13 protein-coding genes and 1 tRNA gene are annotated in these 12,916 nt (G+C 32.3%); all 14 read right to left on the reverse strand.

Going from position 1 to position 12,916, the window contains the following annotated elements; all coding sequences use genetic code 11:
• Positions 1-139: 139 nt before the first annotated feature.
• The 14 genes from RWO76_RS04750 to RWO76_RS04815 all read right to left on the reverse strand — a co-directional run bounded on the left by RWO76_RS04750 (position 140) and on the right by RWO76_RS04815 (position 12,906).
• Positions 140-865: a pseudouridine synthase gene (locus tag RWO76_RS04750; RefSeq protein ID WP_314354535.1), complete on the reverse strand. Its 726-nt coding sequence runs from the start codon at positions 863-865 to the stop codon at positions 140-142.
• 18 nt (positions 866-883) lie between these two features.
• The gene (gene scpB / locus RWO76_RS04755; RefSeq protein WP_006702814.1) at positions 884-1,492 is read right to left on the reverse strand and encodes an SMC-Scp complex subunit ScpB; all 609 of its coding nucleotides are present in this window, start codon (positions 1,490-1,492) and stop codon (positions 884-886) included.
• Complete coding sequence (locus RWO76_RS04760) at positions 1,485-2,237, reverse strand: segregation/condensation protein A (protein ID WP_314354536.1); 753 nt, start codon at positions 2,235-2,237, stop codon at positions 1,485-1,487. The genes scpB and RWO76_RS04760 overlap by 8 nt, the downstream gene beginning before the upstream one ends.
• Before the next feature lie 20 nt (positions 2,238-2,257).
• Positions 2,258-3,082, reverse strand: a complete 825-nt coding sequence (locus tag RWO76_RS04765; RefSeq protein ID WP_314354537.1) for a purine-nucleoside phosphorylase — start codon at positions 3,080-3,082, stop codon at positions 2,258-2,260.
• Positions 3,083-3,166: 84 nt separating this feature from the next.
• Positions 3,167-4,336 carry a phosphopentomutase gene (gene deoB / locus RWO76_RS04770; RefSeq protein WP_314354538.1) on the reverse strand — a complete coding sequence of 390 codons (1,170 nt, stop codon included), beginning with the start codon at positions 4,334-4,336 and terminating at the stop codon, positions 3,167-3,169.
• 27 nt (positions 4,337-4,363) lie between these two features.
• Positions 4,364-5,257 (reverse strand): site-specific tyrosine recombinase XerD, encoded by an 894-nt coding sequence (xerD, locus tag RWO76_RS04775; protein WP_314354539.1) that lies wholly within the window; start codon positions 5,255-5,257, stop codon positions 4,364-4,366.
• A complete protein-coding gene (locus tag RWO76_RS04780; RefSeq protein ID WP_006702819.1) occupies positions 5,247-5,690 on the reverse strand; it encodes a Fur family transcriptional regulator in 444 nt (147 codons plus the stop codon). Before RWO76_RS04780 ends, xerD begins: the two co-directional genes overlap by 11 nt.
• 33 nt (positions 5,691-5,723) lie before the next feature.
• Positions 5,724-6,587 carry a S1-like domain-containing RNA-binding protein gene (locus tag RWO76_RS04785; RefSeq protein WP_314256292.1) on the reverse strand — a complete coding sequence of 288 codons (864 nt, stop codon included), beginning with the start codon at positions 6,585-6,587 and terminating at the stop codon, positions 5,724-5,726.
• Between the two features lie 166 nt (positions 6,588-6,753).
• Complete coding sequence (locus RWO76_RS04790; protein WP_314354540.1) at positions 6,754-8,271, reverse strand: BCCT family transporter; 1,518 nt, start codon at positions 8,269-8,271, stop codon at positions 6,754-6,756.
• A 1-nt stretch (position 8,272) separates the two neighbouring features.
• A complete protein-coding gene (locus RWO76_RS04795; protein ID WP_314354541.1) occupies positions 8,273-9,007 on the reverse strand; it encodes a phosphocholine cytidylyltransferase family protein in 735 nt (244 codons plus the stop codon).
• Positions 9,008-9,020: 13 nt separating this feature from the next.
• Positions 9,021-10,766, reverse strand: a complete 1,746-nt coding sequence (locus tag RWO76_RS04800) for a phosphotransferase (protein WP_314354542.1) — start codon at positions 10,764-10,766, stop codon at positions 9,021-9,023.
• A gap of 263 nt (positions 10,767-11,029) precedes the next feature.
• A complete protein-coding gene (locus RWO76_RS04805) occupies positions 11,030-11,284 on the reverse strand; it encodes a hypothetical protein (protein WP_006702824.1) in 255 nt (84 codons plus the stop codon).
• Positions 11,285-11,403: 119 nt separating this feature from the next.
• Positions 11,404-11,477, reverse strand: a tRNA-Arg gene (locus tag RWO76_RS04810).
• Between the two features lie 97 nt (positions 11,478-11,574).
• Positions 11,575-12,906 carry a serine hydrolase gene (locus RWO76_RS04815; protein ID WP_314354543.1) on the reverse strand — a complete coding sequence of 444 codons (1,332 nt, stop codon included), beginning with the start codon at positions 12,904-12,906 and terminating at the stop codon, positions 11,575-11,577.
• Between the last annotated feature and the right edge of the window lie 10 nt (positions 12,907-12,916).

The following is a 12,916-nucleotide window of genomic DNA, read 5'->3' on the forward strand; positions in this document are numbered from 1 at the left end:
AGTGAAAATTCCTCAAAGACATTATAACATAATTCAGTGATTGATTAGTATGAAAAACAAAAAATGACTTTACCTAGTAGTTTGCCCATAACCAGCAAATACTGGCTATAGGCATTCATAACTACTTCAGAAAAGTCAATTAAATCTCATTTTTTGCTAAACGAATCAATTTTTGAACTTCAAAAGCTCGAAGTTCACGATAATCTCCCGGTCTTAAATTTTCTAATGTTAAAAATCCGAATTCTTCACGTTTTAATTTTTGAACGGGTAATTCTACCGCTTCAAACATTTTCTTCACTTGGTGATTCCAACCTTCGTGAATCGTTAAAGAAACAATTCCTGTATTTTTTTCAGTATCAACAGATAAAATTCTGGCAACTGCTTTAGAAGTTTTCTTGCCATCAATCCAAATACCTCTTTCCAATTGTCTCATATGGCGTGGTGTTGGAACACCTTTTACTTTAGCAATATATTTCTTTTCAACATGATGTTTTGGATGCGTCATTAAATTCGCAAATTCACCATCATTCGTTAATAAAATTAATCCTGTTGTATCATAGTCTAATCTTCCTACTGGATAGACACGTTGTGGAATATCTTTAAAATAATCACTAATAACGGTACGTCCTCTATCATCTGTTACACTGGATAATACAGATTTGGGTTTATAAAACATAAAGTAAACTGGTTCTTCTTTATAAATCGGAATGCCATCTACTTCAATTTTATCCGATTGAGACACTTTATATCCCAATTCTCTCACAACTGTGCCATTTACTTTAACACGACCTTCTTCAATAAATGCTTCACATTTTCTACGAGATGCAATTCCGGCATGTGCCATGACTTTTTGTAATCTTTCCACTAGATACTCCTTCTTCCCTTACGAAATGGTTTCTTCATCTTGATGCATTTGTTCTAATTCTGCAAACAAGTCTTCATTATTTTTAAATAATTGCTTACTTTCTTCTTGATTTAATTCTAGTAATGACTCAACATCTGGCAATTGATCTAATGTTTCTAATCCGAAATAATCCATAAAATAAGTAGTCGTACGATATAATTTTGGACGACCTGGACTATCCATTCGACCTGCTTCTTCAATTAAATCTCTTAACAATAATTTTTGAATCGCTCCACTACATTGAACACCACGTATACTTTCAACTTCTAATCTTGTGATTGGTTGTTTATAAGCAATAATGGCCAATGTTTCAAGAGCTGCACTAGATAATTGAGAAGAAAATGGGGAAACAGCATATTTTTCAAGATAGGGTTTTAACGATGCTTTCGTTACAAATTTATATCGTTGCGCCGTTAAAATCAATTCTAAACCGCTTGTTTCATCTTTCAATTGTTCCATTAATTCTTCCAATAGTTGACGAACTGCCGTTTTATCAATGCCAACGACATAACTAATTTCTTCTAGTGTTAAGCCATCATCTCCTGCTACAAATAATAAAGCTTGAGTTGCTGCTAAATAATTATTCACTAAATGCACCACCTTTATCGCAAGTTTCTAAAACAATATCTTCATAAGGCACATGTTGTACCAAACGAATTTTATGTTCCCGTACTAATTGTAACATCGCCAAAAATGTTGTTACAATGGCATGACGATGAAACGAAGGAAAACATTTATCAAATCGAATACTTTTTTGAGGATTTTCTTGAATTTTTGTTAAAATCGAATCCATCATTTCCTCTACCGTATGTGTTTCATGTTGAATATTTGCTTGTAGAGGCATTTTATCAAGATTTCTTCTTGCGATTTTCTTTAATGCATTCCATAAATCTTGTGTCGTTACTTGACCTTCTTGTAATGGAATAATTTCTTGAAGAGCAGATAAATCACTAGCTTCTTTTCCATAATGCATGCCTCTTTGAAAAGAAAGTTCTTCCAATTTTTTAGCACCTTCTTGGAATTGCTTATATTCCATTAATTTCTCAACTAACTCATCCCTAGGATCTTCTTCTATCTCAACTTCATCAATTTCCACTTTTGGTTTCGGTAAAAGCATTCTTGCTTTAATCTCTAATAAAGTTGCTGCCATTAATAAATACTCGCTAGCTACTTCTAATTCCATTTCTTGCATGGAATGAATATAGGATAAATATTGATGCGTTAATTCCACCATTGGAATGTTATAAATATCAATTTTCATCTCTTTAATTAAATGTAATAACAAATCCATTGGGCCTTCAAATTCCCCAATTCGTAGCGTTAACGCATCCACTTTCTCTACTCCTATTCTAATTAATAAATTTCAATAACTTTACGAACTAAACCTTTAAATGATTCTTTTACACGTTGAGTTGTTTCTACAACTTCCTCATGGTTTAAGTTTGCTTGTAATCCTGCTGCTAAGTTTGTAATACAAGAAATACCAATCACTTTAATTCCTGAATGGTTTGCAACAATCACTTCCGGAACCGTTGACATACCAACTGCATCTCCACCTAATACTTGTACCATACGAACTTCCGCCGGTGTTTCATAAGTTGGACCAGATAAACCTGTATAAACACCTTCTTGTAATTGTACTCCTACTTCTTTAGCTGCTTTACGAACAACTTCTTGTCCATAGACATGATAAGCATGTGACATATCAGGGAAACGAGGTCCAAAGCGATCATCATTTGCTCCAATTAATGGATTTGTACCTGTAATATTAATATGGTCTGTAATTAACATTAAGTCTCCTGGTTTGAAGTTTGGATTGCTTCCTCCTGCAGAGTTTGTCACAATCATTGTTTCAACTTCTAATAATTTCATTAAACGAATTGGGAACGTAACTGTTTCCATTGGATATCCTTCATAAAAGTGAAAACGTCCATCCATAATTAAAACTTTTTTACCACATAATTCGCCGTATACTAAACGACCAGCGTGACCTACTACTGTAGATACTGGGAAGTGTGGAATATCTTTGTAATTGAAGATAATTGGATTTTCTACTTCTGTTGCTAATTCTCCTAATCCTGAACCTAAAATTAGTCCAAAATCAATGTTTTGAACTCCATTGTTTTGTAAAAATCGTTTTGTTTGTTCTAAATGTAGTAATTGATCATATAAAGCCATGCTACTCTGTCCTCTCTTTTTTTAGATGATTTAAAAAAGAAGTGGAAATCCAATAATGGAACTCATTGAATTTCCACAATTATATTATTGTAATTCACTTAAGAAACTTTGTCCGTTTCCAGTTGAAGATACGCCAAAGTTTTCAGAAATTGTTTCAGCAATATCTGAAAAATGTCCTTGAGTTAAGCGTGTTGGATGTTGAAGAGATTTGCTAATTGCTAACACTGGAATATACTCACGAGTATGGTCAGTTCCTGGGAATGTTGGGTCATTACCATGGTCAGCTGTAATAATTAATAAGTCATCTTCATGCATATGCTCTAAAATTTCTGGAATACGTGCATCGAATTCTTCTAATGCATTCCCATATCCAACAGTATCTCTACGGTGTCCATAAGCAGCATCGAAGTCTACTAAGTTTAAGAAACTCATTCCAGTGAAATCTTTTTTCAAGATATCTACTAATTTATCGACACCATCCATATTGTTTTTCGTACGAACAAATTCAGTAATTCCTTGACCGTTAAAGATGTCATTAATTTTACCAATCGCAATAACATCAAACCCTTTTTCTTTTAAGAAATCTAATGTTGTTTGACCAAATGGACTTAATGCATAGTCATGACGATTTGAAGTACGTTGGAAGTTACCAGGGGTTCCTACATATGGACGAGCAATAATACGACCAATCATATATGGATCATCTTTTGTAATTTCTCTTGTATATTCACAAATACGATATAATTCTTCTAAAGGAATAACTTCTTCATGAGCTGCAATTTGTAATACTGGGTCAGCACTTGTATAAACAATTAAATCGCCTGTTTCCATTTGATGTTGACCAAAATCATCAATAACAGCTGTTCCACTATATGGTTTATTACAAACAATGTTTCTTCCTGAAAACTCTGTAATTTTGTCTAATAAATCTTGAGGGAATCCATCAGGGAATACTCTAAATGGCGTTTTAATATTTAATCCCATTAATTCCCAGTGACCTGTCATTGTATCTTTTCCTACAGAAACTTCTTCTAATTTAGTGTAACTTCCTTTAGGATTTTCTACTGGTGGTACAGTTTTTAATGGTGCAATATTTCCTAATCCATATGCTTGCATATTTGGAACATTTAAACCAACTCGTTCTGAAATATGTCCTAATGTATGAGAACCTGCATCATTAAATGCAGCAGCATCAGGTGCTTCTCCAATCCCTACTGAGTCCATTACAATTACGTGAATTCTTTTAAATTTCATCTGACATTCTTCTTTCTAGTATAAATTTTATTTTTTCGCACGAGGGTGCGCTTGTTGATAAATTTCCTTCATTCGTTCATTTGTTAAGTGTGTATAAATTTGAGTTGTACTAATATCACTATGTCCTAATAATTCTTGTACAATTCTCAAATCAGCCCCTGCTTCTAAAATATGCGTTGCAAAAGAATGACGCAATGTATGGGGACTTACTTCTTTATGAACGCCTGCTTCTTGAACAATTTTCTTTAAATTTTTCCAAAATCCTTGTCTAGTAAATCCATTTCCACGGTGATTTAAAAACAAATATTCCACTGGATTTGATTCCTGCTCTAACACCACTCTTGCATAAGTTAAATAATGCTGAACCCAATTAGTAGCTGCTTGTCCAATAGGAATAATTCTTTGTTTATTTCCTTTACCAATCGTTTGAAGAAATCCTAATTCTAAATGCAAGTCACTAAGTTTTAAAGTAATTAACTCACTAACACGCATTCCAGTTGCATAAAGGAGTTCTAACATGGCTTTATCTCTTAACCCTAATACGGTTGAAGTATCACAGGAATTTAATACTTGTGTCACTTCATCAACCGTTAATGCTTTTGGTAACGTCTTACTCTTTTTAGGAACTTTCAGTGGTTGTACTGGATTTGTTTCAACCAATTGTTCTTGCTGTAAAAATTTAAAGAATTTTTTTAAGCAACTAATCATTCTACTAGTAGAACTTGTCGCATAACCATCCTGTTTTAAAGATTGTAAAAATAACACAATCAAAGAATAATCGACTTCTTTCCAATCCTGAATCTGTTGTTCTTTCAAAAACTGGTGAAATTTCATTAAATCCCTCTGATAACTCATCACTGTATTTTGAGATAATCCTTGAATTGCTAATGAATCCACAAAATAATCCAAATTACGTTGCATGAGTTTCACCTTCTCTACATTTTTGACAAATGCCATGGAAAGTTAAACGATGATCTTCTACTTTAAAATGAAATCGTTCTTCAACTACTTTTTCCACTTCACCTAATAAATTTTCATGAATTTCTTCGATATTTCCACATTTATTACATAGTAAGTGATGGTGGAAACGATTGGATTCATCTCGTTTTAAATCATAACGAGCTAATCCATCATCGAACACAACTCGATAAGTAATATTTAAATCTGTTAATATTTCTAAAGTTCGATAGACTGTTGCTAATCCAATATCAGGATATTTCCGTTTAACGAGCATATATATAGCTTCAGCACTCAGATGGTCATCTTCTTTTTCTAATAAAATTGCAACCGTAGCTTGTCTTTGAGGAGTTAGCTTAAATCCCTCTTCTTGCAATTTCTTTTTGATGCCTTCCATTGTTAACACAGTCCTATCCCTCCATTTCAATCCTTATTTTTCTTCTACTAATTGAATAAATCCTTCTGATTGTGTAATCTTTTTCGCTTTTAATAAAGAACCAATTGCGCGTTTGAATTGTCCCTTACTAATTCCAAAAATTTCTTTAATAATCGTTGGATCTGTTTTATCCCAATACGGTAATGTATGCGTTGGACGATTTCTTAACATTGTTAAAATCATCTCTGCATCATCCCCAATTGCTTCATACGCTCTTGGTCTCATGGATACATTTAACACACCATCTGGTCGAACACCAATTACTCGAACATTGACTAATTCCCCAAGAGTTGGTTCATATAAGCGCTCACTTGGATGTAAGAAGCATCGATACCCTTCTTCTGTCATTAAGAATGTTCCTACTAATTTAACATTCGTTACAGTAGCTGATACATCTTTATTTTTTAATGTATGATTGGCTCTAATGGATTTGGCTTTTAACTCTGTTCCATCTCCCATTGTTGCCCAAGTCCGATTTTTCTTATCTTTAATTAATGTTACATATAATCGATTATTTTTCTTCGGCCATAATTCTTTTAAGTTTGGTAATTCATCTAATGAAACAACCATATCTTTATCCGGTAATCCAATCGATACGAATACGCCTAAATCTTTTCTCACTTGAGTAACCGTTGCCCATCCATAAGTTTCATTAGTTACTTCTGGAATATCAAGGGTCATGATTTTCTTACGATCACTATTTTCATATACAAAGCCTGTTACGACATCTCCGATGGCTAATGTTACATCGGGATTTTTTGAAACACGATACGTTTCACCTTGTTTTTGAACAAAGTACGCTTTATCATTTTCATCCGTTACGATAGCTTGAATAATAGTAGATAAATCATTTGTCATCGCTTTCCCTCCTTTACTTATTTAGCATTCCTATTCTAACACAGAAATCATAAAAGCCAAAATAAAAATAAAAAATCGAGACGATGTCTCGATTTTTTTAGCCATGAAACCGAAGGTTTGCTGGCGTCCTAATGCTACTATGTTAAAAAGAGTCTATTCAAATATTTTATTTTACTTCTTTTTCGTAAGCTTTCAAATCTTTTAAGAAACTTGCCACAATTAAAATAATAATTAACCCTATTGGGAATGCTGCAATAATCGCAACAGATTGTAAATTATACATTGAATTTTCTGAGAAAATTAATGCAATTGGTAAAATAATAAACACTACTGCCCAAAACATACGAACACGCTTATCAGAATCATGTGTATCTTCTAAAGTCTTATAAGAATATGCAGAAATAACTAAAGTCAATGCATCAAATGTTGTTGCATAAAAAGCAACCATTGTCACTGCTAATAAAATCAATCCTAACTGACTTAAAGGCATTGTATCAAAAATTTTCAAAATGATACCAGCATAATCTGGGTTATCTGTAACTAAACCGCTAGAAATATCTAAACCATGTTTTAATTGTTGTGCTAAACCATAGTTTCCTAAAATAATAAATGAAGTGAATGTTCCAGCAATCCCCCAAGAATAAGCTCCTAAAATGGTTTGCTTAATCGTACGACCTTTACTAATACTACCAATGAAGAAAGGAGTTGCTACACACCAAACCATCCAATAAGCCCAATAATAAATCGTCCATTTTTGAGGGAATGATGTTTCACGTAATGGATCTAACCAAGTTGATAATCCAATAAAGTTTTGCGCTAAATTCCCAATAGAACTAAACCCAGTTTCTAAAATATAAACTGTTTCTCCACCTGCAAATAAGAAATAGGCTAATAAAGCAAAGAATAAATATGAGCAGTAAGTGGCTAATTTAGAAACAGCTTCCATTCCTAATAACACTGTTGAAGTATAAACTAAAGCAATTAATAATAAAATTACAATGGTTGCACCAGTTGAGTTTTCAAATCCAAAAACATGGCCCATTGCTGCTGATAATAAAGGAGTTGCTAATGAGAACGTTGTTGCAGTTCCAGCAATTAACGCAAAAATCGCAATTAAATCAATGACTTTCCCCATCCATCCATCTACTTTATCTTTTAAAATAGGACGACATGCTTCAGAGAATTTTTGTTTTTCTACTTTACGCACATGTAACATGAAACCAAATGCAACAGCTAACATAATATAAAATCCCCAAGCAATTGGTCCCCAGTGAAATAATGGAAACGTAGGAGCCCATCTTTGAATGCCACCTAATTGAGCCACATAATCTTCATTTGCATATAGTGCCCACTCACATAAAGAATAGAACAAAATATCCGCAGCCATTGTAGAAGTAAAAATCATCACACCCCATTGGAAAGAAGTATATTCAGGCTTTTCTCCTTTTCCTAATACAATAGAACCATATTTTGAAAAAGCTACATACATACTACAACTAAAAATTCCCACTCCTAAGAAAGCATAATAAATACTAAATTGATCTCCTAGCCAAGTACGAATACCTCCTAGAATGAGTGATGATTGTTCTGGAATCACTAAAAACAGTACCCCTAAAAATAGAACCCCTAATAAAGGTATAATGGTAGATACCCAGTCAATTTCTTGATGTAATCTTTTTTTCATTTTAAACTTCCTCACCTTCAGCTAAGACACCTTGATAACTGGAATCTAGCTCTAATAATTCTTCTAAATTATCAATTTCAACAATATCCGTTTTCTCCATTGGATAAATTCCTAATTCATATTCTTCTGGATAACAAAACATTGCTACATCATCCCAATAAATTTGACGATTTTGTTTCGCATCAAATTCTTGTTCTAAATGATGCGCTAAACGCTGTCCATCTTCTTTATTCCAACGAGAAATGCTATATAATTGCCATCCTTTTTCTCCACCAGTTCGTGAACAATGAGTAACTTTTTCCTGTTCATCGACTGTCATTAACCATTCATCTGTATGCTCCTCAGTCCACACACAGTTATATCCTGAATGAGTAAAGTCAGCATGAAGAATCTTTGGATTATAAATCAATTGATCACTATCTAAAATAACTACATCTTCTAAATATTGTCTTGCTACATACAGTGAAGAAATATTATTACACGTGTCATAATACGGATTTTCAATAATTTTTAATCCTGGATATTCTTGCTCTAATGAATAAAATTGTTCTTTTAAATATCCAACTACTACATAAATTTCCGTAATTCCATTCTTATGTAGTGCCTGAATAACCGTATCAATCATTCGAACTCCATTTACTTTTACAAGCGGTTTTGGAGTATGGTTTGTAATAGGTCTCATTCTTGTTCCTTGACCTGCAGCCATTAAAATGGCTCTTTTAATTGTATTTGTCATAATTCTCCTCTTTTCATAGTGCCTCTAATATAGATAACACTAATTTAGAATATTCTTTTGCATAACGATACTGACATAATGAATATTCCCCAAAATCAATCCCTAAACTTCTCTTATATTCGCACCAATTACTCCATAATAATCCTGCACTTGCAATATACGCATAAATTTTAGTACGAATGATTGGAGAAACTTCTCCTTTGAAGTATAAATCAATTAATTGATCCACTTGTTCTTTGGAATACAAAGAATAAATACAAAACATTGCAATATCAACATGAGGATCTTGCATTCCCGCATATTCCCAGTCAATAATTCGAATGCCCTCTTTTGTAAATAAGAAGTTATCTGGAACAGCATCAATATGAACAAGAGTTTCATTTTTCTCTAATGTATCAATCCATTTTTTTAATTCAAAAATAGCTGCTTTTGTTTTTTCGTAATCTTTAAAATAAGATTTTTCACCATTCCATAAACTTTCATAAAAATCAATTTGACCAAAAATATCAAAACGATGGTCTACTTTTAAATGTAATTCATGAAATTCTCTTAATTTAATCATACAGGCTTCTACTTCATCCCAGTTTCCTGCATCACAGTTCGTAGCATCTTCTAAATAAGCTGTAATTTTATAGCCATTATCAGGATTCATGTATAAAACATCATCACTAATTTGTCGATTTTCTAATGCTTGGTAAACATCTGCTTCTTCTTTTCTATTAATTAAATGATCAGTTCCTTCACCAGGAATTCGCATAATATATTTTTGATTATGACATTCGAATAAGAATGAACGATTTGTCATTCCTTTTTTCAAAACGGTAATATTTTTAATTTCGTCTACTTCAACATTAAAACAATCTTGAATAATTGAAATGGCATCTGTTTGTAAATTAGTAGAATTTCCATCTATTTCACGCAGTTGTTCATATGTATTAATCTCAATCAATTGTTTTGAGTTCACCACTTTAGAAGGAATAATCCATTTATTTTTATCTTGTAAAGTACATTCCCAAAATTCATGATCATAAGAAGGTTTCTTTGAAAATTCTTGTAATTTATCTTGAACAAGAGTAGCTTCTTCTCCCATTACATAAGATAGACCAATCATTTGGTTACCTTCCTCAGTTTCATCAACCATCACTAATTCTCTTTTACGATTCACACGAACGTTACTTTCAATAGACATTACTTCGCTAACCATATACCATGAATATGGTTCAAAATCACTAAACGGATTTTCTTCAGACCAAATATCACATGGAATAATATACGTTTTGTCTAATGATGATTTTACCTTACTTAATGAATGTAAATTATTTTTTACTTGGTATTCAGAATTTACGACTAATTTTACTTGGAATTCATCAATTAAATATTCATATCTTTCTTTCATAAAGCCAACTACTACTTGAATATCTGTGATGCCTACTTCATGAAGATGACGAATCATTCTTTCAATTAATACTTCTCCCTTTACTTCCATTAATCCTTTAGGAATTTCCGTATTAATTGGAACCATGCGCATCCCAAATCCCGCTGCTAAAATAATCGCGCGCTGTGGTTGATTTTCTTTTATAAATGTTTTAGCCTTTTTACTTAATTCTCCAGTAGGAGAAAGCCATTTTTCTTCCTGTAATTCTTTTACTACACGATTAACAAATCCTAATGAATATCCTGATTGATTTGCAATTTCTCGTTGATTCACCTTAGGATTCTTTCGAATTGCGTTCAGAATATCTAATTCTTGAACGTTCATGTAATCACCACTTTCTATCTTTGTGAACTAAGGATAGTTTACACCCATCATCTTTAAATAGCAACACTAAAATGTATAAGAAATTTTAAAATAAAAAAGTGGATGACAACATAAAAGTTATCAATCCACTTAATGTAATCAGCTTCATCCCCACTACCCATTTGAAGAATCAGGCTAACAAAATGATGATTATTCTATTTAATACTGTATTACTAATACCCAACACAATAATAGTATAGTTTTAAATTAGACTAAACTGATGACTATCGTATAGACAGAATTTTTAATTTTTTCCAAATCTTTTGGAAATTCAATCCATTAGATTCGGCTTCCATCACTTCTTCAATTGTCTTGAAATGTAACTCATTTTTAGTCGTGTAATTAATTAATACATATTCATCATTAATATGTGAAAACCGATAGAGATTTCCATTAAATTCAAATTCGATACTATGACCTTTTTCTATGATTTCTATAAACAATTTCAATGATTTTAACTGACGATTCATCGCATACATAGCTATCACCCATACAAAATATATTCAGAATGAAGAGTCATTACTCTCCAATTCCTGTCGTTTCTTGATCAAACTATTCTTTTCTAAATCCCCATTTTTGTATTAAATAATCATCATTACGGTGCTAAAGGGATTTGAACCCCCGACCTAACGTTTAGGAAACGTTTGCTCTATCCATCTGAGCTATAGCACCCCTCGAGAGTATTTTGTCACAAAATACCCCTAAAGTCTAGTAATTCGTATATATTTTTATCAGATTCTAATCAGATATTTTCCGATTTATCCTTATATTATTTTCTTTTTTGTTTTCGTCTCTTTTTAGCTCGACTCTCTCCAAATAATACTAAAATAAATAAAATTGATCCTCCAATAATTACAGCAAATGCAAAAGCATTTTGAACAATATATACTTGAAGTGTTTGTTTTCTTTTTTCAGGTTCTTTTGGTAAATCAGCAAAACCACTTTCTGCTACAACATCAACACTCGGATTCTTTTGATTATCTTTTAAGAAATCTCCAGATAATTTTACATTAATCTTTTTATTTTCAACTTGCCATTCAGGAATTTTTCCTTTTTCAACAATCATCGAGAGAGTTTTATTTGTTGTAATTTTGTGACCATCAAAATTATGTTCTCCAGCTGATAAAATTGTACGATAAGAAAAGTGTTCTAATACATAATTTAAAATTGCATTTCCAAATGTATGTCGAATAAATTCTCCATCCTGATTCGACCAATCACCTACTCCAAGTACTACCTCCACTAGTTTCATTTGATCTTTATCATAAGTAGCAATATAGTTAAATGCTCCATAACCACTTGATCCTGTTTTCAAACCATTTACACCTTCGATTCCATATTTCGCACCAGGAAGAGAATAATTATATGTATCAAATTTTTCTTCATAAGGAGTACCTTCCATTGTTTTCACAACAGCAGAATTAGTATATTCTAACACTTTTGGAAAACGATTCATTATGTCCATTGCTAAAATTGCTAAATCCCTAGCAGTTGTTTGATTTGGTTTGGATGCATCATAACCTTCTGGATTATAATAGCCCTGAAATAATTCTGCTACTGCACCAGATGCATTATTAAAATATGTATGATTCATCCCCAATTCTTTAGCTTTAGCATTCATCTTTTCAACAAATTTTGCTGAATCATTAGTAATCGCATTCGCTAACATTAAAGTTGCAGCATTGGAAGATGGGACAAGTGTCATTTTTAATAATTCTTCAATCGGATACTCTACACCTTCCACAATTTTATTGTTACTAATTGCATAAATGTTTGAAATTGCTTGATCTTCTTTTGTCGCTGTAATTTTTTGATCAATTGATAATTCTCCATTAGCAATAGCCTCCATTACTAAATAAACTGTCATAACTTTACTAATACTAGCCGGGTCACGCACTTCATCAATATTATCTTGCCACAAAATTCTTCCTGTATATGCATCTACAACAATAGAAGCTTTTGGTTTATTAGCTGGATTTACTTCATATCCTGCATTTTTCGTTAATTCAACAATATCCACATTCTCTGCTTCTACTGGTTTAACAATCCCTATTAATAATAATAATAAAACAGTTCCAAAATACTTTTTAAATTTCTTCAATTATTTTTCA

This window comes from uncultured Granulicatella sp. (genome assembly GCF_963521425.1).
Taxonomy (GTDB): domain Bacteria; phylum Bacillota; class Bacilli; order Lactobacillales; family Aerococcaceae; genus Granulicatella.